Below are 17740 nucleotides of genomic sequence, written 5' to 3' on the forward strand. Positions count from 1 at the left end.
GCGGGCCCACGCTTCGATCTCACCACCCTCAACGAGTTTTGTTGCTCTGAAACCGCTCAGGATTGAATATTTACGCCTTGAGTTCGACTTCAACACAACTCGCACTGACCACCGCTGACTTCAAGGAAGACCAGCGGTGGACAATGGCATCGATGAATTCACGCCATCAGTGACGGACCAACGGCCCGGCTACTCAGCCCCTGGCTGCGTTGGAGGAGGAGGCGGAGCAGCATTCGGAGCCGGCGGAGCAGCATTCGGAGCCGGAGCCGCTTCAGGGGCGCCGGAGGCAGCGGCGGGCGGCTGGGGCTTCAGGCCACCTTCGGGCACCTTGTAGTAGGTGAGCAACAGCTTCAACTCTGGCACCACGGGTGTTCCGGCTGGAGGGCGGCTCTGCTGGGTGGTTTGCGTGGCTGCCGTAGGGTTGACCAGAACCATCTTGAAGTCACTGGGAATCGCCAGCAGGCTGAGCTTCTCAACAGCCCGCAGAAAGCCCAGCAACCGTGGATAGCTTCCCCTGGCGCTGAGCAGCACCTGCTCGGCAGTCAACCCGGCCTGTTCAAGCGGCGTCTGCGGGGTTGGGGCCTGCTCCCCTCGCGCCTGGTCTTCCGGGGGGGCTGCGGGCTTGGCCGCCACCGGCTCAAAGAGTTCGAGCTGCACGCCATTGCGGATGGCCTCGCGGTCGATCTGACTCAGAAACGTGAGGAACTCGCCACTGCCCTGAATCAGGGCGAGGATCTTGCGTTGTTGCCCCTCGGCCTTGTCTTTGTCCAACGCGGTCTGATCGAGCTGGCGGCGCAGCAGGGGGATCCTCTGTTCCAGGGCCTCCAGATCGGCGAGCCGCTGGGAATCGGCCCGCAGGCGCAACACCTGGGGCACCAGCAAGCCTGCAGTGAGCGCCGCGGCGATCAGCACGCCCACGCCGATCGGAACGCCCAGCAGAAGGCGCTGGCGCAGGATCTGCTCTTCTGGGACCTGGGGGGCCTGGAGATTGGTCATGGCAGCAGTCCCTCCTTCTGGAGCAGGTCGAGACGGCGGGCGAGGCCCTCGGCGCCCAGTTCTTCGAGAACGACCTTTTCCGCCGCCGCGGGGATCGGCTCCCGGAACGCAAAGCGCAGCTCGAATTCCACCGCTGGTGACACCCGGTTGCGGTTGCTCTCGGCCCGGTCACGGGACGCCTTGACCAGGGTCACCCCCTTTTCAGCATCGACCAGGGGGGAACGTTCGAGCACCAGCTGGAGGGCGTTGATCCGAACGAAGGCCTCCGGATCGCTGGCCAGCCCCTTGAGCAGCATCTGCTGTTGGTCACTCTGCTGGAGGGCATCGGTGAGCTGAATCCCCTGCGGCACCCGCCGCTGCAGATCCCGCATCAGAGCTGAGGAGGAGCGGGTTCCGATCAATCCCTTGACCAGGCCCGCGTTGATCTGCTCCAGCGTCTGGAGGCCTTGGGCGCTGGCCGTGAGCTTGCCCTGGAGCTGCTGCTCCTCCGCCTCCACCTTGACCAGCCGGTCGATCTCCGCCTGCACGAACAGACCCCGCAGCATGGTCAAGCCGGTGAGGCCCACCAGCAGCCCGATGAGGCCGGCACCGATCGCCGCACCCTTGAACATGGTTTGGCGATCGGACTGGCGGGCCAGGGCCGGTTCCGGGAGACCCAGCTCCTCGCGCTTGTCGCGCAGCAAATCGAAGGGGGCACCGCTCATCGCGCCAGCTCCGCTGCAGCCAAGCCCGCCAGCACCAGGGTGCCGAAACCGCCCCGATCCACTGTTTCCAGTTCGAGGCCTGTCTCCTGCTCCACGGCGACGGAGCCATCCAGCTGGTCGCTCAGCAGCAGACGGGTGCTGGTGGTGCCGAACTGATCGCGGCAGAACTGCAGACTCCGCTGCAGGGCAGACACCAGCTGCGGGGGGTCGAGGGGGAGCCGTCGTTGGAAGTGGGGGGCCCCATCGAGCCATAGGTCCAGCAGGCATTCGGTGCTTGTGGGCTGCAGCACGCCGAGCAGCTCCCCGGGGACCATGGCGTCGAGATCCTCGCGCAGGGCCAGCATCTGGCAGGCCTGGGAAGGCAGCAGGTGGCGCAGGCTGGAGCCAGCGATGGCGAACAGGTCGATCCAGGCCTCCACCGTGGTTCTCGGCGCGGCCACCACCACCGCGCTTCCCGCCCGACCAGGCACCGGTTGCACATCGATACTGGCCGCGCCCAGCGGGTAGGGGAGCCTCAGGTCGGGATTGAGCTCGCGCAGGGTCTCGATGGGGTCCTCCGGGCAGACGCCACCGGGCCACGTGATCAGGCGCCACTCACAGGCCTGGCGGGGTAGGGCCACCACCAGGCTGGCATCGGGAGCCTGGTGCTCAAGCAACAGGTCTCCCACAAAGTCGCCGAGGGCATCGGCGGCAATGGGCATGCCGTCGCGCAGGGTGCGGGCCGGAACCACGGCGCTCCAGATCGGTGTCCTGGGCTTGCCGTTGCGGAACCCCTGCCCCACCAGCAGCTGAGGATCAGTGAAGTCGAGCAGCACAATCCTGGGCAACAGCTCGGACCGCAGCGGGCGCCAGCGCTCTTTGATCCCGGCGAGCACCACGTCAACCACCCTTGGATGGCTAGGAAATTAGTCCATCTTGCCCCAACTGGGTGTAGCGAATCAGAACGATCTCCAGGGAAGGCCAGCCCCCACCGCCTGGCCCAGGTGGGCCAGGCGGTGGCACTCGAGCTGGTGACTCAGGCCTTCCAGAATCCTGGGCACCAGAGCCGGCCCCCCATAGATCCAGCCGGTGTAGAGCTGAACCAGGGAGGCCCCTGCGGAGATCCGTTCCCAGGCGGCCTCGGGGGAGTCGATCCCCCCCACACCGATCAGCGGCAGGGCAGGTCCAGCCGTGGCCCTGAGCCGGCGCAGCACTTCCAGGGCACGCCGTCGCAAAGGAGCGCCGCTGAGCCCCCCCGCCTCCTCCGCCAGGCTGCGCCCCGTCTGGACCAGGCGCCGCTGCTCCAGTCCCAGGCGGTTGAGGCTGGTGTTCACTGCAATCACCCCTGCCAGACCCTCCTCGTAGGCCATGCGGGCAATGGCGTCGATGGCGTCGTCCTCGAGGTCGGGAGCGATCTTCACCAGCAGCGGCGGACAGGCGGGCAAGCGTCGCAGCCGCTCCACCAGCCGGCGCAACAGCACTTCGTCCTGAAGATCACGCAGCCCTGGCGTGTTGGGCGAGCTCACGTTGATCACGGCGTAGTCGGCCTGGGGCGCCAGCAGCTCCAGGGAGGCGGCGTAGTCGTCCGGGGCCTGCTCCAGGGGAGTGAGCTTCGACTTGCCCAGGTTGATGCCCAGCACCGCGGGGCGCTGGCCTGGGGCGGGCAGCCGCTGGCGTTCCAGGGTGCGCAGCGCTGCGGCAGCGCCCTGGTTGTTGAAGCCCATGCGGTTGAGGGCAGCCCGCTCCTCAGCCAGCCGAAACAGGCGGGGACGGGGGTTACCGGGCTGGGCGTTCCAGGTGATCGTGCCCAGCTCGGCGAAGCCGAAGCCGAACTGGTGCCAGATCGCCGCCGCCACGGCGTCCTTGTCGAATCCCGCCGCCAGTCCGAGCGGGTTGCGGAAGCGGCAGCCAAACAGAGTCTGCTCCAGGCGTGGGTCGGGTCGGCGCAGCTCCTGGCCGAGGCCGGCCAGGGCCCCGCTCACCAGAGGCCAGCGACGCCGCAACGAGGCCTGGGCCAGGGTCGTCAGGGTGAGACGGCTGAGCTGTTCGGCATCGGCCCCGCCATCGCGGCAGAGCAGGGGGGCCACGAAGCGGTCGTACAGCGCCCCGGTGGCGCTCTCGCCGCCCTTGGTGCTCAGTTGCTCACCATCTCCCATCACACCCGCCTACGTCCGATCGTCCAATCCTGCCGTCCCGCGCCGCAGGCGCCAGCGGCCATCCTGCAGCGGCTCCACCCGCCAGTCCCGCCAGGCCCAGGGCCCACTGCGGCGCTCCAGCGTGCGCAGGGGCTGCTCCACCAGCTGGGCCAGCTCCACCAGGGTGAGGCCGTAGCCCCGATCGGCCACCCGATCGGCCCATTCGAGCCGAGTCAGCAACTGCTGCAGGGGCGCCGGAGCGGGGGCAGCGTCGAGGCCGTCGGTCTCGCCAGCGGCGGCGGCGGCTTCGGTTGCGGCAGGCGGAGCGGGTACTTCGGCCTCCAGCCTGGCGGTGGCCAGCACCTCCCCTGTCATCAGAGGCGGGATCCGGCCGCGGGAAAAGGCCACGGCGATGGTGTCGCAGCGATCGTTGTCGGGGTCACCGCTGTGGCCCTTGACGTGGCGCAGGGGCACGTCGGCAAGGCGGGCCCGGTCCAGCTGCTCCCAGAGATCACGGTTCAGCACCTGTCCACCGGAGGCGGTGCGCCAGCCCTTGCGTTTCCAGCCGTGGATCCACTTGCCGAGACCATCGATGAGGTAGCGGCTGTCGGTGCGGATCGCCAGGTCGGGATGGCGGGGTAGATCGCGCAGGGCCACCAACAGCGCCAGGGCCGCCGTGAGCTCCATACGGTTGTTGGTGGTGGCGTGGTCAGCGCCGCCCAGCTCGTGAATGGAACCATCCTCGAAGCGCAGCAGCGCCCCCCAGCCGCCCGGGCCCGGGTTACCGCTGCAGGCCCCGTCGCAGGCCGCCGCCACCACCCGCACTGGCCGATCAGCCACTGGACAACCCCGTCATCGTCGCTAAACAGATCTTCTACTCTGAGCTGCCACTCGGGCAGAGCGTCGCCATGGTCAGCAGCCGAGCCCCGGTCAGCAGCCGTGCCTGCCTAGCTCAGCGGATCGCTGTCAGCGGGGCAGCAGTCGCTGCTGCAGGTGCCGCGATCTTCGGCCCCAGCTGGGTGATGGGCCGTCAGGCCGCCGGGGCCCATGCCGCCCCCCTGTTCGGCAGCCAGCCCATCGCCCCCGGCCAGGCGATCGCCGTAGCCCAGCCCCTGGCCGGCAACCGCTGGAACCTGATCGTGCTGGAGCAGCTTCGGGCGGCCCCTCCCTGCTGGCGCGAGCTCCCTGATGGCTCGGTGATCTCCTACGACAACGACGTGGCCGAGGGTGTGTGCGGCCGCTACCTCTCCAGCAGCGCCTACTCGCTGCGCGTCGCCAACGACGACCTCAGCAACCCCTGGCGGCTGCGCATGGAGAGCGACAACGGCCGCCTGCGGCTGCTGGCCTCCCACCCCCAACAGACTACCCTGATCCCGGTAGCCACTGGAGAGGTTCCCCCCAGTGGCCTGGCCAGCCTCAAGCTGGAGCCGGGCTGGACCTTCCAGCGCCGCACCTATGGCGAGGAAACCCTCCGCCATCTCTACATGGCTCACGCCGAGCCCCTGCCAGTCCTGCTGGCGCGGGCCCGCGGCGGCGGCCAGCTGGCGGCGCTGCCATCCCTGGCCCCACCTCCACTGCTGAACGGCTCAGGCCCGGTGGCCGAGTCCAGATCCAGCAGTACCCGCAGGGGCATCGCCAGCCTCGGGCGTTCATCGGCGCTGTCCAGTCGATCCAGCCTTCAGCGGCAGTCTGGCTTGCAACGGCCCCGCCAGAGTGGCGTCATCGCCCTTGAGGTGGTGCCCTACGGCAGCTGAGCCAGGCCCAGGCCAGTTCAACGAGTGACCGACGCCCCCAGACACCCCCAGATCCCTCCGTTACTGTCGTGTTTGTGAGGAGTGGGGAACGACTCTTCCGGGTCGAAACGAGGACAGACTCCGAAAGACCGTTCCACAATCCTGCCCCGCCTTTGGCGGGGCATTTTTTTTGCTCCCTAAGGCTTTGGCGCCAACAGGGTTCGGGCAGGCGCGGGGGCACTACCAGCGGCCCAGCAAAAAGCCGGCCCTCAAAGGAGCCGGCTGCTGAAGGCGCCGCCTGGGCGCCGGTGGGCGCGGGGCCGGCAAGCCGACCCCAGGGCGATCACTTGATCGACACCTTGCCGCCGACCTCTTCGAGGGCCTTCTTGAGGGCCTCGGCATCGGCCTTGGCAATGCCTTCCTTGACCGCCTTGGGGGCGGCTTCGACGAGGGCCTTGGCGTCGCCCAGGCCCAGGCCGGTGGCTTCGCGCACGGCCTTGAGCACCTTGATCTTGGCCGAATCTTCGTAACCCTCAAGGATCACGTCGAATTCGGTCTGCTCTTCCACGGCCTCAGCGGCAGCGGCGGGAGCAGCGGCCATCATCACGCCGGCGGAAGCGGCGGCGGAGACGCCGAAGGCCTCTTCGATCTGCTTGACGAGCTCGGAAGCCTCAAGCAGGGAGAGGGATTTGAGTTGGTCGAGAATCTGGTCGGTTGTAGCAGACATGGTTGGGAATCAGCAACAGATCTGTGGGTAACAGTCGGATCGGTTCTGCTCGGCAACAGCCGCTGGCAGTGGGGCAGGCCTCAGGAGGCCTGGCCCTCGCCATCGGCGTGTTGCTGGAGCGCCCGAGCGAGACCGGAGGGAACCTCGTTGATGCCCACGGCCACTTTGGTGGCCACAGCGTTGATCGCACCGGCGATCTGGGCCATGAGCACCTCCTTGGAGGGCAGATCCCCGATGGCCTTGATGTCGGACTGGGACAGGAGCTTGCCTTCGAAAAGGCCGCCCTTGGTTTCCGACTTCTTGCTGTCCTTCTGGAAGGACTGCACGGCCTTCACCGCACCACCCACGTCGCCCTTGACGAGCACGAAGGCGTTGGTGCCGGTGAGCAGGGATTCGAGATTCGACCAGGCACTGTCGCCATCAATGGCCCGACGCATCAAGGTGTTTTTGGTCACCTTGCACACACCGTTGCTGGCCTGCAGACGGGTCCGCAGATCAGACATCTCCTTGATGGACAGGCCCTTGAAATCAAGGACCAGTGCCAGTTCGGCCTCGCCGAGGAGCCCCTTGAGCTCTTCGACGATCTGTTGCTTGTTCTCCAGCGTGCGGCCCATAGGAAAGGATCGGATCGGGGGAACAAGCCGGGTACGCGGCCCTGGACGCCAACGCCAACCACTCAGAGAGTGACTGCCGGAGGGCTCGAGGCCGCTGCATGCTCCTGACCCGATCAAGACGCCTGGGGATGGACCCACCGGCGGCCTGGAGGCCGAAAACCTGTCGCGAACACCTCGGCAGGACTTACAGAAACGCATCCACCGGCGAACCGGAGGGCGTTCTCACCTGCTGTCTGGGGTAGGGCGCGTGCCCTTCTGGCCTAAGCCAGCTTCTCAACCTATCAGAAAGCCCCTCCACCGAGTGGCCAGTCCCGGCAGAAGACCCATGTTTGGGCCTTCTGCCGGGACTGCTGGTGCAATTCAATTCAGGCCTCAAGTCAGGCCCCAAGGTTCCGCCGAACACGCTCTCCATCTGCATAGCCGTCGCGCCCCACCCCCCACAGCGGCGATCTGGGCTCCACCGCTGTGGCGGGGCCCCTCCGCAGCTCCGCAGGCTTGGGCACGGGAGTGACTAGCGGATGATCGGATTCAGCAGGGTGTCACGTCCAGATGGTTTCCGAAACAAGTAAAAGACTTCTTGACTGCAGCAGCATGTTAGGGTAAGTTCTACGGGCATTAGAATGTGCTTGCCATGGGCAGTGCTGATCAGCTTCTGGATCTGTTCGGCTTCAGCCTACGGAATGAAACGAGCTCAGCCGCCTCGGCAAAGGTGGGCAAGCCACTCCCTGCTGAACCTACTGAACCGATAGAGCCCTACCAAGACATCGAAACCACGCGATCTCCGGAGCAGAGCTGAACACAACCCGCTCTTGCTGATCTCAACCAAGACTTGCCGAGCGCCCAGGCACCTCTCTCGACCGCGGCCATGCGCCGTGGACCCGGGTCCGTATGTTCTCGATGAGGCCGGTCCAAAAGCCACAGCTCCGCAGCATGGCTTTCGGACAGAAAGTCCGCTCGATTTCTTGACCCCAAGAGTGAATCCGTCTAGACTTTGCGGCGTTACTACCCTGTGGCCCCTCCCCAGGGGCTCCATCCGTGGACCCGTCCCGTTCACTTCAAGCATGACCAGAATCCATCGCCTTGACGGGCTGTTCGGCTTCAGCCTCCTGAACGAGCCTCGCTCAGCTACATCAGCCAAAGTGGGCCGCGAGCCTATCGAGCCTGTGAGCGGAGCCACCGGACAATCACAGGTGGAGAGGATCGCCACCATCAATGCCTGCCCTGGGAGCAATGCTGTCGCTTGAACCCATAGAGCCCCAACCCACACGGCCCTGAACGGCGCCGCCGATCACAACCCTCTGCCACCGGAGTCAACCCCCAGTCTCTCAAGGGCAACAGCCCATTGCTGATGCCCTTCAGATCTGAGGCGATGGGCCCGGAAGGTATAGCCTGTGGTGGTGCATGAGGCAATCTTCCTGGTTTCTTGACTGCAAGAGTTGATTCCATTAAATTATACCCATCAGGCCATGGTGTATCTCCGTCGCCTTGAACCCTTCACCACCCCCTCCATTCCCATGGCCAGTGCCAATCACCTTTCAGGCCTGTTCGGCTTCAGCCTTCTGAACGAACCCCACTCAGCCACGGCAGCAAAGGTGGGCAACGGGCCCGTCGAACCCAATGATACAGCAAGCCCTGGGCGCTCAGATGTTGCAAGGATCGTGACCCTCAATGCATGCCTCGGGGCCAAGGTAGGCCTGCAACCCATTGAACCAATTGAACCAGCCAGGTTCTGAACACGACCGGGACCTCAAGGGTGGATTCCACCAAGATTCGCTCACAATCTTGGCCAATCCACACTCTCCTTCAGCCCAGCATCAAACCCATTCACCAGCGTCGGGATGACCAGTAGCGACCGCCTTAGCCACTTGTTCGGCTTCAGCCTGCTGAGCGCCCCTCATTCAGCCACAACGGCAAAAGTGGGTGGCGGAGCAGAAGAAGCGCGGCCCATCAGCCCCATCGAACCAATCGAGCCCTACCAGGGCGTAGAACCTACTGAACTCTGAACAGGATTCACTCAGGCTCTGTTCTTACTTTGAGCGCCAAATGTGTGGCTCGGCCTGATGCCTTCTCCAGGAAGGGCATGAATCATCGGTGGGCATTTTGTTGCTTGTTCAGGCCGCGGCCCTTGAGCAACACATCACTCCGTGGTGGGCTTGAGGCAGCCTGCTTGACCTCTTTACAGCAAGAGTTGATTCCAGTAGTTTCCTGAATTGGCCCATGGCTAATCGCCGTAGGCCTACGCCCTAAATCCCCCCTCTGGTCCCATGGACATTGCCAATCGCCTTCAGGACCTGTTCGGCTTCGGCCTGCTGAATGACCCCAGTTCAGCCACCACAGCCAAGGTGGGGGAAGGGATCCCTGTTGAACCCCCTAATCAGAAACCAGAGATCGCGGTGGCATCCACCCTCAACGCCTGCCTCGGGGCGAAGGTGAGCGAACAACCCATTGAACCCACCAAGCACTGATCAGCACCCACCCAATCCCGTGCTCTCGGACGATCCCAGCCTGACGGCCAGAATTCACACTTGTCTGACTGAGGGACATCAGCGACTTGCTGATTCCCTCTTCTTACTGGAGGAGCAGTTGCCTCTTCCAGCTCAAGAGACCTGCTCGGATGCGCTCTCCACGCAGCTCCGCTCCGGTGCTGCCTCGCTCTCGCCCTGGCTTTACCTCGGCTATTACGAACTCGGGTCCGCAGTCTTGTCTGGCCAGGCCAACCCAGGGCAGGCCGATGCTGTAGAAGCGCAGCCCGCCCAGGGGCTGGCTGCACTTCAGCCAAGAGTCACCGCGGCTCTCGCCTTGATGCGCCACGGCCTCTCACAGCCAGCAACCCACTGTCAGTCCCCAGAGGCCTGGATCGTCGGTTTCGGTGATCCGGTGGCCGCCTCCCCACCCATGTGGTCAACGCTGCTGGCCATGGTCCAGGAAGGTGGCGACTTCGTGAGTGATCTGATCAGCCCCGCCGACGACCTGATCTGCCAGTTCCGGCAAAGGATCTTGGAGACGCGTCGCCTGATCGCTGCCGTGGATCCCGGCCTGCACGGGTTGATGGAGCGACTGCAGCGTTTCCTGGTGCTTGCCGAGCCTGGGCCAGCAGCCCGAGCAGCCAGCCAGAGCTTCGGCGGGGCCACAGCATTCTTCTTCCGCGGCGGCAGCCTGCTCAATGCCAGCAAGCTTCTCGCCCCTGCCGCCATGGTGGAGTTGCTGGTGCACGAATACGCCCACGCTGAGCTGTTCGCCCTGGGGCAGGAGCAGGTGCTCTGCCTGAACCCTGACGATGAGCGCTATGCCGTGCTGATCCGCAGTGACCCCCGGCCCATGCATGGCATCCTCCACTCCATGCATGTGGTGTCACGGGTGGTGGGGGTGATGGACAAGATCCTGCGGGAACCCGCCGCGATGCTTCCTGATGGCGGCGCCTGCCAACAGGCCCTGAGGGAGTGGCGACCACGCCAGCTCGCCTACGGGCTCTCCTCCCTGGCCGCCGTGCGCGACCACGCCCGCCTCACCCCCCTGGGCCAGGAGGTTGTCGAAGCGGCTGCCTGCCGGCTGGGGGAGCCGGCCGCACAGGCCGTGTGAAGCCGCCCCCGTGCCTTGAAGACCAGCTCCAGGAGCGCTGGCAGCAGCTCGTCGCCGCAGCCCCTGGAGCCCCTGCCCTCGACTGGTTGGGAGAGGTCTACAGCTTTGAGACCCTCGCCGAGCTGGTGGCTCAGGAGCAGCTTGGGCTGGCAGCGTTGATCACGGCGAGAAGCCCCATGGCGTCGGCCCGGGTGGGAGTGGGAGTCGCCGATGGGCCCCAGAACCTGATCAGTGGCCTGGCCCTGATGCTGGCGGGGATTCCCCAGGCGATTCTGCCGATCACTGCACCGCAGGCCGAGCAGGAACGGCTGGAGCGGCGGCTGGGGCTGAGCCATCGGCTGGGCCACGGGGCGCCGCCCACCCCGGGACCATGGACCTTCCTGGGCCGTCTGAGCTCCGGCCTGTCCTGCTGGCACCGCCCCGTAGCCGAGGCCCCCGAGCCGGCGGATCCAGCCAATCCGGATGTGTTTCTGGGCACCACATCCGGCACCACATCAGGCCTGCCGGGGCTGATCAGGATGCAGGCCAAGGCGGTGTTGGCGACGGCCAATCCCCACTCCCCCTACCAGCTCATCACCACTCCGTTGCTGGGCGAAGGACTCCAGAACTGGAGTGCCAGGCTCTACAAACTGCTCACCTTGATCCGGGGTCGGCGGGTGGTGATCCGCCAGGGGGACCAACCGTTCCAGCCCGGAACCATCCCGAGCGGGTGCGACGGCATGCCGATGCCACCGAACAGACTGCGGCTGCACCTGGCCTGGAACGATCTGCGCCACTGTCCCGAGGGTTTTCTGCTGATCAGCGGCGGCGATCGGGTGCCCATGGCCCTCCGACAGGCGGTGGTGGACAGCGGCCCGGTGCGCCTGGGAATCACCTGGGCCACCAGCCAGAGCGGGCCTCTCACCTGGCTGCCCCCTGAAGCCGTGCTGGACGAGTGGGAGTCCGTGGGCTGGCCTATCCCAGGCGTGAAGCTCGAACCCACCGGCCCACTGCGCTTTGAGCGTGACGGGCTGAGCTTTCGCGAAATGATCGCCACAAGCCCGGGCCGCAACCCCTTCAATCCAGGGGACCTGCTGGCCATCTCGCCCTCTGGTCAGGTGATCTTCGGGGGCCGTTCCAATGATGTGTTCCTGTTCGCGAGCCTGTTGATCTCGCCGTTTGAGATCGAGGAGGTGCTGAGCCAGCATCCGGCCGTGGAACAGTGCGTCGCCTTCGGAGCGCGCTCTGACCGCTATGGAGGCGTGCCGATGGCTGCCATCGTGCTGCGACCTGGCCATCAGGCCGCCACAGCCCTGAGCGAACTCGACCAGCTGGCCCGCGCCAGCCTCGGCAGCAGCCGCCCCCGCAAGATCATGGCCGTGGACACCATCCCAGAAGGCCCTACGGGGAAACCGCTGCGCCGGGTGCTCGGCGAGCAGTTCGCGCTGCAGGCATGAGCGCTGCACTCCACCTGCCCTGGGAGGAGCTCGAATGCAAGCTGCGGGCCGAACCCCCACCGGCCTGGTACGAGCGCCTGAAAGGACTGGAGACCAACCGCTTCAACCAGCACCAGATCCTGCTGAATCGGTTCGCCACCGGAGGCGAACTGAAGACCCTGTTCTGCCTCGCCCAACGAGATTCCGTCAAGCTCCAGGCGTTCGAGGGGTGGGCCCGTCAAGCCGGGCAGTTTGCGCCAGCCTACAAAGGCGTAACGGCACGCTTTCACAGGACAGAACATCAACGAGCCAACCACACACTCTTTCACTACCAATCCCGCAAGCCAGGAGGCCAGAACCTCGAATCGCGCCATCTCCTGATCGGCTTCACAGGGAACATCGGACTTCTGATGACTCCGACTCCCTACATCCTCTCCGCCCTCGGGGTGCTCAATCATGATCTCCTTCTGGTTCGGCGCCACACGCTCAACGGCTACTTTCAACAGGACGGCCTGGTGATCCAAGAGATCAGCGATCACCTCACGGAACATCTCAGCCGACTGCGCCGCCAGGGTCTCAGGCTCAAGCGGGTCAGGACCCTGGGGACCAGCGCCGGGGGCCTACCGGCTCTGACCATCGCCCACCGCCTGGGGCTGCCCCTGGGGGTGGCGATCGGTGCGGGCGGCGACGAAGCCACCTTCGCCCCAACCAGCCGCTTTGGCCTCAGCCAGCAGCGGCGCTGGAGCTGGCGGCCCTCCATGCGCCGGAGCACGCGTCTGGTGATGGCCTTTCCAGAACACAACGCCGACGATCGCCACTGCGCTGAGCTCGTAGCGCGTTACTACCAGAGACACCACCGCAGAAGCTGCACCCCGATCATGCGGTCGTTTTTCGGTTGCGCTCACCACACGCTCTTTCTCGATCTGGTGGCCAAGGGGCATGATCTCACCAAGGCATTGACCAGCCTGCTGATAGATAGCACATCACCATCAACAAGCCATCGAGATTATCAGCTAGCACAAGATATCCCGTATTCCTGACAAGATGCAGCTGGTCAATATTCAGCTTAGCTGAGCTCGTATGTACTGTCTCAGCTGATCTACTGCATGGAAGGTAGCGAGATTCTCGGGTGTGACCACAACGCCGTGATCCAGCTCAAGGCTGATACAGAACTCCATGCAGCCAAGACTATCCAAGGCCAGTCCTTGCATGGTCATCGATGCATCGACGTTCTCAAGACCTGCCTCAATCTCGGGCAACTCACCGGGCGGAAGCGATAGTGCTCGCAACGCCTGGATGATGATCTGATTCTCACGATGGTAGGGCGGTTCAGCTGAGAGTCCTGAGGAGCCTGGAACTGCCGCCATCGAGATTGGAGATTACTCTAGGGGCCAATCATAGGTCCATCCCCAGGACTACTCTGAACGCTTGATCCCCACCTCCTCAGACCGACTCGGAACGCATTTCGACCCTGGGGCCAGCACCATCCGGGAGGCCCAGATGGAGGACGCGGCCGCCATCGCTGATCTGATCAGCTCGATGGGCTACCCCTCGACTCCCCAGGAGGTGCAGCAAAGGCTGCAGAGCATGGCTGGTCCGCCCTACAAGACTTACCTGTCCCGACAGGGTCCTCCTGAGGACGAGACGATCACAGGACTGATCGGCCTGATCACACCCAAAGTGCATACCTGCAATGAACCAATCGGCTGGGTGATGGTGCTCGTTGTACACCCAGACCACCGTCGCAGGGGAATTGGCAATCAACTGCTCCGGCATGCAGAAGCGCATCTAGTACAACAAGGTGCGAGGTTTGTACAGCTGTTCAGCGCCATTGGCAACACTGCAGCCCATGGATTCTATCGGCATGTGGGCTATACCCCGCAGGCCATTCGGTTTTTGAAAGTTCTCAAGACCTGATGCCGCGTGGTCTACGGACTGGCGGCATGCGGGCAGGAGACGACAGGGCAGGTTGGATCAAGACCTCAGGCGGTAGCGCTTGGCCAGGATCCGCCGCAGCGGTTTTCCGGCCAAGCCCCTGGGTATCTCCGCCTCGGCATGAACGGCGTAGAGCCCCCGAAAGCCGAACAGCTGCCGTGAACGCTGCTGGAGGGTGGCCGTTGTGCTCTCCGGATCCACTCCCGGTACAAGTCGCACCACGGCCATCGGAACGGCGCCGTAGGTGCTCGATTCAGCGCCAAACGCCACTGCCTCAAGCACCGCTGGGGAGCTTTCGAGGAAACCCTCCAATTCCACTGGTGACACCAACACCCCCCGGAACAGGAACACATCATTGGCCCGGCCGGCAAAGGCATAGGCCCCATCCCCGAGGGGCCGGAGCCGATCCCCCGGGCGGAACCCCGTGAGCTGCTGCACGCGGAGGGTCCAGCCGCCGCTCGGATCGGGGTAGGTCAGCGGCAGGCGCTTGTCCACCTGGATTTCGGCGGCACCATCCGCCTCGAGCCCCCCCAGGAACTGGAGCTGCACCCCCTCCAGGAGCCTTCCCACCGAGTCCTGCTGGTCCAGCAGCTCAGCCGCCGGCAACGACGTGATCGGCCCGCTCTGGCTCGTGGAATAGGTGATCGCCAGGCTATGGGGCCGAACCCGATGCACCGCCTGGCGCAGGGCCATCGGCACCCTGTCGGTGCCGACCAGCATCCGCAGGGACTCCGGGAAACGGGCCAGATCCCCCCGGGCCAGCAGGCGGCGCAGCAACGGCAGGAACAGGTGAAGACGCGTCGCCCCGCTGGAGGCATAGAGGCCACCAAGCTGCTCTTCATCGGTCGGGCCGACCAGGCACAGACAGGTGCCGGCCAGGATCAGGTTGATCAACTGGGCTCTGGGCCCGGCGAACTGAAGGTTGACCACCACCAGACGCCTTGGCGTGAAGTACAGCCAGCCAGCACCGGCGGTGAGGTAGTGCAGGCAGGCATGGAAGGTGCGGCTGCTCACCGTGGGCACGCCTGTCGTGGTCCCCGAGGAGAGGGTCAGAAAGGCTGCCTCCTCCAGCCGCACCGGGGCCTGGGGGGCCGTGCGGGGCTGGGTCTCGGCGGGCACCAGCAACCGGAACGGGTCCGCCACGGCGACCACCAGTCCCTGGTCACACCATCCGACAAGGCTCAGCGCGCCCCCCTGGCACAGGATCCGATCGCAGCCCAGGGACTCGGCCAGCCGAGTGTGCTCCTGCACGAGGGCATGCTGCGGCAGCACGATCTGGCAATGACCCTCCAGAAACAGGGCTACACCGAGCACGAAGTTGGCCAGGCCATCGCCGGCATGAATCCCCACCGTGCAGCGGTGGTTCCCGAAGCCGGCGTTCTGCAGCTGAGCCCGGCAGGCTTTCACCCAACCGGCAAACTCCGATCGCACCACGGCACCGGAGAGCTGCCAGATGACCTCGGCGTCTGGAGCCTGATCGCACCAGCCCTCAAACAGCAGGGGCAGCAGCAGCCTGAGGTCAGCGGCAGCGGCGCCGTAGGCCTGAAGACGATCGGGCCGGCCCGCACCGGGCCAGCCGTGGGGCGACGCTACGTCCATGAGCCCTCTGGGCTCAGCCCTCCTGCTTGATGTCCTGCAGGGCGGCGAAGTCCACCTGCACCGAGGGACCCATGGTGGAGGTGACATAGAGGGAGCGCCAGTAGCGGCCCTTGGCACCGCTGGGCTTCTGGCGGTCGATCGTCTCCTGCAGGGCCTTGAGGTTGTCGAGCAGCTTGGCGGGATCGAAGCTGGCCTTGCCGAAGCGCACGTGCACGATGCCGCTGCGGTCGGCACGGAACTCGAGCTTGCCGGCCTTGAACTCGGCGATGGCGCCGACCAGGTCGGTGGTGACGGTGCCGGCCTTGGGGTTGGGCATCAGGCCCCGGGGGCCCAGCACCCGGCCCAGCTTGGCCACCTTGGGCATCATGTCCGGGGTGGCGATCAGAAGGTCGAAGTCGATCGTGCCGCCGGCGATCTGATCCACCAGATCGTCGTCGCCGGAGAGGTCGGCGCCGGCGGCCTTGGCGGCAGCCACGGCCTCACCCCGGGCGATCACGGCGATGCGAATGCTCTGGCCGGTGCCGTGGGGCAGGGCCACGGTGGTGCGCAGCTGCTGGTCGGTGTACTTGGGATCGATGCCGAGGCGCACGTGGGCCTCGATCGTCTCGTCGAACTTGGCGGTGGCGTTGGCCTTCACCAGCTCGATGGCCTCCATCGGCTCATGGGCTCGCTCGGCGACCTTGGCCTGGAGGGCGGAAAAACGCTTGGAAACTTTTGGCATGGCGGGTATGGGGTGCGGGCGATGCAGGCCAGGCCTGGGGCGCACGAGGCGCGGTGGGCCGCTGGCTGGATCTCCCCCTGGGGATGGATGGAAGGACTCAGTCGTTGACGGCGACGCCCATGTTGCGGGCGGTGCCTTCGATGATGCGCATGGCCGACTCGACGCTGGTGCAGTTGAGGTCGGGCAGCTTGGTCTTGGCGATCTCCTCGAGCTGGGCGCGGCTGATGGCACCCACCGCTCCTTTCGAGGAAGTGGCGGCACCCTTGTCGATGCCGGCGGCCTTGGAGATCAGCACCGAAGCGGGAGGCGTCTTGGTGATGAAGGTGAAGCTGCGGTCTTCAAAGACCGAAATCTCCACCGGAATCACATAGCCGGCCTTCTCCTGGGTGCGGGCGTTGTACTCCTTGCAGAACGCCATGATGTTGACGCCGTGCTGACCCAGGGCAGGACCCACAGGGGGCGCCGGGTTGGCTTTGCCGGCCTGGAGGGCCAGCTTGATCACGGCTACGATTTTCTTGGCCATCGTCTCGAACTACTGGGCGGGGCTGCGGATCACCTCCTGAAGGGAGGCGTGACGGGAACGGCCATCCTCCGCAGGGAGACGGCCGCTGAGCGGAGCCAGGGGCTCAGCTCTGCTTGCTGATCTGGGCGAACTCGAGTTCCACAGGCGTTTCCCGACCGAAGATCGAGAGCAGGGCCTTGAGCTTGTTGCGCTCGCCCGACACCTCGATCACCTCGCCCTGGAAGTCCTTGAACGGCCCGGCCGTCACCAGGATCTGATCGCCCTCGGTGAGATCGACCTTCACCACTGCTTTCTTCTCAGCCGCCCGCTTGAAGATGCGGTCCACCTCCTGGCGGCTCAGCGGCCTCGGCTTGATGTGGCCGCGGGCGCGGGCCGTAGCCCGACGCTCCTCCGCCCCCACGAAGTTGATCACGTTGGGGGTGCTGCGCACCGCCATCATCGTGTCCTCGTCGAGCATCATCCGCACCAGCACATAGCCGGGGAACACCTTCTCTTCCGTGCTCTGGCGGCTGCCGTCCTTCTTCAGCTTCACCCCGGGGGTCTGGGGGATCTCGATCTCCAGGATGCGGTTGTCCACCCCGAGGGTCACCGCCCTCTGCTCCAGGGTGGCCTTCACTTTCTTCTCGCAGCTGGACGCCACCTGCACCGCGTACCAGCGGGCCACCTGGCGCTTCTCGGTGGGGGCTTCGGCGGCCGGCTCAGAAGACAGCTCTGCCCCCGGGGCAAGCGGGCCGGCAACGGGGTCGGTTTGGGGGTCAGACAGGGTCTCGGACACGGTGCTCAGGCTTGGGGCTCGGGAGAACAGGGGGAGTGGGCGCTGCGGCTGGGGGCTGGGGGTCGGACAGGAGTGGCTGAGGGTCAGCCGAACACCTGGGAAGAGGCCCAGCCGTAGAAGCGATCGATCGCCGCGATCGCCGCCGCCGAGAGCCCCACCATCAGGATCACCGCCACCGACTCGCTGAACAGCTGCTGGCGGCTGGGCCAGACCACCCGGCGCAGTTCCGCCAGGGTGGCGGCACCGAACCCCTTGGGACTGGCCGCCTCGGCCGCTGCCAGCTGCTGGGCCTCCGAGGCGTCGGC

At 65.5% G+C, this 17740-nt stretch carries 19 protein-coding genes; 6 read left to right on the plus strand and 13 right to left on the minus strand.

The window, feature by feature from the left end:
• Positions 1–189: 189 nt before the first annotated feature.
• From ACWJIO_RS12160 to ACWJIO_RS12180, 5 genes are read right to left on the minus strand one after another with little or no spacing between them, the layout of a single operon-like run.
• Positions 190–996: a hypothetical protein gene (locus ACWJIO_RS12160; protein ID WP_480313744.1), complete on the minus strand. Its 807-nt coding sequence runs from the start codon at positions 994–996 to the stop codon at positions 190–192.
• A complete protein-coding gene (locus tag ACWJIO_RS12165) occupies positions 993–1700 on the minus strand; it encodes a PilN domain-containing protein (RefSeq protein WP_480313746.1) in 708 nt (235 codons plus the stop codon). Before ACWJIO_RS12165 ends, ACWJIO_RS12160 begins: the two co-directional genes overlap by 4 nt.
• Complete coding sequence (locus ACWJIO_RS12170; RefSeq protein ID WP_480313748.1) at positions 1697–2587, minus strand: type IV pilus biogenesis protein PilM; 891 nt, start codon at positions 2585–2587, stop codon at positions 1697–1699. The genes ACWJIO_RS12165 and ACWJIO_RS12170 overlap by 4 nt, the downstream gene beginning before the upstream one ends.
• A 51-nt stretch (positions 2588–2638) precedes the next feature.
• Positions 2639–3835 carry a quinone-dependent dihydroorotate dehydrogenase gene (locus ACWJIO_RS12175; RefSeq protein ID WP_480313750.1) on the minus strand — a complete coding sequence of 399 codons (1197 nt, stop codon included), beginning with the start codon at positions 3833–3835 and terminating at the stop codon, positions 2639–2641.
• Positions 3836–3844: 9 nt separating this feature from the next.
• Complete coding sequence (locus ACWJIO_RS12180) at positions 3845–4654, minus strand: ribonuclease H family protein (RefSeq protein WP_480313753.1); 810 nt, start codon at positions 4652–4654, stop codon at positions 3845–3847.
• A gap of 182 nt (positions 4655–4836) precedes the next feature.
• Between ACWJIO_RS12180 and ACWJIO_RS12185 the strand changes: the two genes are divergently transcribed.
• Entirely contained in the window at positions 4837–5568 is a 732-nt protein-coding gene (locus ACWJIO_RS12185; RefSeq protein WP_480313755.1) for a DUF3747 domain-containing protein, read from the plus strand.
• A 322-nt stretch (positions 5569–5890) separates the two neighbouring features.
• Here ACWJIO_RS12185 and rplL read toward each other — a convergent pair whose 3' ends face one another.
• Both rplL and rplJ read right to left on the minus strand, forming a co-directional pair.
• The gene (rplL, locus tag ACWJIO_RS12190) at positions 5891–6274 is read right to left on the minus strand and encodes a 50S ribosomal protein L7/L12 (protein ID WP_480313758.1); all 384 of its coding nucleotides are present in this window, start codon (positions 6272–6274) and stop codon (positions 5891–5893) included.
• 80 nt (positions 6275–6354) lie between these two features.
• Positions 6355–6888, minus strand: a complete 534-nt coding sequence (gene rplJ / locus ACWJIO_RS12195; RefSeq protein ID WP_193814487.1) for a 50S ribosomal protein L10 — start codon at positions 6886–6888, stop codon at positions 6355–6357.
• 2264 nt (positions 6889–9152) lie between these two features.
• Here rplJ and ACWJIO_RS12200 point away from each other — a divergent pair.
• The 4 genes from ACWJIO_RS12200 to ACWJIO_RS12215 all read left to right on the plus strand — a co-directional run bounded on the left by ACWJIO_RS12200 (position 9153) and on the right by ACWJIO_RS12215 (position 12922).
• Complete coding sequence (locus ACWJIO_RS12200) at positions 9153–9353, plus strand: hypothetical protein (protein WP_480313763.1); 201 nt, start codon at positions 9153–9155, stop codon at positions 9351–9353.
• Between the two features lie 412 nt (positions 9354–9765).
• Positions 9766–10467 (plus strand): aKG-HExxH-type peptide beta-hydroxylase, encoded by a 702-nt coding sequence (locus ACWJIO_RS12205; RefSeq protein ID WP_480313765.1) that lies wholly within the window; start codon positions 9766–9768, stop codon positions 10465–10467.
• Positions 10464–11903, plus strand: coding sequence for an AMP-binding enzyme (locus ACWJIO_RS12210; protein ID WP_480313767.1), 1440 nt, complete (start codon positions 10464–10466; stop codon positions 11901–11903). The genes ACWJIO_RS12205 and ACWJIO_RS12210 overlap by 4 nt, the downstream gene beginning before the upstream one ends.
• Positions 11900–12922, plus strand: a complete 1023-nt coding sequence (locus ACWJIO_RS12215; RefSeq protein WP_480313769.1) for a hypothetical protein — start codon at positions 11900–11902, stop codon at positions 12920–12922. Before ACWJIO_RS12210 ends, ACWJIO_RS12215 begins: the two co-directional genes overlap by 4 nt.
• A 21-nt stretch (positions 12923–12943) precedes the next feature.
• On the opposite strand, the gene ACWJIO_RS12220 is transcribed toward ACWJIO_RS12215, so the two are convergent.
• Positions 12944–13249, minus strand: coding sequence for a hypothetical protein (locus ACWJIO_RS12220; protein ID WP_480313771.1), 306 nt, complete (start codon positions 13247–13249; stop codon positions 12944–12946).
• Between the two features lie 61 nt (positions 13250–13310).
• Here ACWJIO_RS12220 and ACWJIO_RS12225 point away from each other — a divergent pair, with 61 nt between their 5' ends.
• The gene (locus ACWJIO_RS12225) at positions 13311–13799 is read left to right on the plus strand and encodes an N-acetyltransferase family protein (protein ID WP_480313773.1); all 489 of its coding nucleotides are present in this window, start codon (positions 13311–13313) and stop codon (positions 13797–13799) included.
• A gap of 57 nt (positions 13800–13856) precedes the next feature.
• Here the strand turns inward: ACWJIO_RS12225 and ACWJIO_RS12230 are convergent, their stop codons facing one another.
• The 5 genes from ACWJIO_RS12230 to secE form a co-directional block, all read right to left on the minus strand.
• Positions 13857–15416 carry an AMP-binding protein gene (locus tag ACWJIO_RS12230; protein ID WP_480313775.1) on the minus strand — a complete coding sequence of 520 codons (1560 nt, stop codon included), beginning with the start codon at positions 15414–15416 and terminating at the stop codon, positions 13857–13859.
• Positions 15417–15429: 13 nt separating this feature from the next.
• The gene (gene rplA / locus ACWJIO_RS12235) at positions 15430–16137 is read right to left on the minus strand and encodes a 50S ribosomal protein L1 (RefSeq protein ID WP_480313777.1); all 708 of its coding nucleotides are present in this window, start codon (positions 16135–16137) and stop codon (positions 15430–15432) included.
• Between the two features lie 97 nt (positions 16138–16234).
• On the minus strand, positions 16235–16660 hold the full coding sequence (rplK, locus tag ACWJIO_RS12240; protein ID WP_480313779.1) for a 50S ribosomal protein L11: 426 nt from the start codon (positions 16658–16660) through the stop codon (positions 16235–16237).
• A 103-nt stretch (positions 16661–16763) separates the two neighbouring features.
• The gene (gene nusG, locus ACWJIO_RS12245) at positions 16764–17369 is read right to left on the minus strand and encodes a transcription termination/antitermination protein NusG (RefSeq protein ID WP_480313928.1); all 606 of its coding nucleotides are present in this window, start codon (positions 17367–17369) and stop codon (positions 16764–16766) included.
• Between the two features lie 149 nt (positions 17370–17518).
• The gene (secE, locus tag ACWJIO_RS12250) at positions 17519–17716 is read right to left on the minus strand and encodes a preprotein translocase subunit SecE (RefSeq protein WP_228009125.1); all 198 of its coding nucleotides are present in this window, start codon (positions 17714–17716) and stop codon (positions 17519–17521) included.
• Positions 17717–17740 lie beyond the last annotated feature (24 nt).

This window comes from Paraciimarium castrense LEGE 11436, assembly GCF_056633055.1.

What these genes read in the sequence shown, in the direction of transcription:
- ACWJIO_RS12160 (WP_480313744.1), bottom strand. Translation starts at nt 996, where the DNA reads ATGACCAATCTCCAGGCCCCCCAGGTCCCAGAAGAGCAGATCCTGCGC.
- ACWJIO_RS12165 (WP_480313746.1), bottom strand. Translation starts at nt 1,700, where the DNA reads ATGAGCGGTGCCCCCTTCGATTTGCTGCGCGACAAGCGCGAGGAGCTG.
- ACWJIO_RS12175 (WP_480313750.1), bottom strand. Translation starts at nt 3,835, where the DNA reads ATGGGAGATGGTGAGCAACTGAGCACCAAGGGCGGCGAGAGCGCCACC.
- ACWJIO_RS12185 (WP_480313755.1), top strand. Translation starts at nt 4,837, where the DNA reads ATGGGCCGTCAGGCCGCCGGGGCCCATGCCGCCCCCCTGTTCGGCAGC.
- rplL (WP_480313758.1), bottom strand. Translation starts at nt 6,274, where the DNA reads ATGTCTGCTACAACCGACCAGATTCTCGACCAACTCAAATCCCTCTCC.
- rplJ (WP_193814487.1), bottom strand. Translation starts at nt 6,888, where the DNA reads ATGGGCCGCACGCTGGAGAACAAGCAACAGATCGTCGAAGAGCTCAAG.
- ACWJIO_RS12200 (WP_480313763.1), top strand. Translation starts at nt 9,153, where the DNA reads ATGGACATTGCCAATCGCCTTCAGGACCTGTTCGGCTTCGGCCTGCTG.
- ACWJIO_RS12215 (WP_480313769.1), top strand. Translation starts at nt 11,900, where the DNA reads ATGAGCGCTGCACTCCACCTGCCCTGGGAGGAGCTCGAATGCAAGCTG.
- ACWJIO_RS12220 (WP_480313771.1), bottom strand. Translation starts at nt 13,249, where the DNA reads ATGGCGGCAGTTCCAGGCTCCTCAGGACTCTCAGCTGAACCGCCCTAC.
- ACWJIO_RS12230 (WP_480313775.1), bottom strand. Translation starts at nt 15,416, where the DNA reads ATGGACGTAGCGTCGCCCCACGGCTGGCCCGGTGCGGGCCGGCCCGAT.
- rplA (WP_480313777.1), bottom strand. Translation starts at nt 16,137, where the DNA reads ATGCCAAAAGTTTCCAAGCGTTTTTCCGCCCTCCAGGCCAAGGTCGCC.
- rplK (WP_480313779.1), bottom strand. Translation starts at nt 16,660, where the DNA reads ATGGCCAAGAAAATCGTAGCCGTGATCAAGCTGGCCCTCCAGGCCGGC.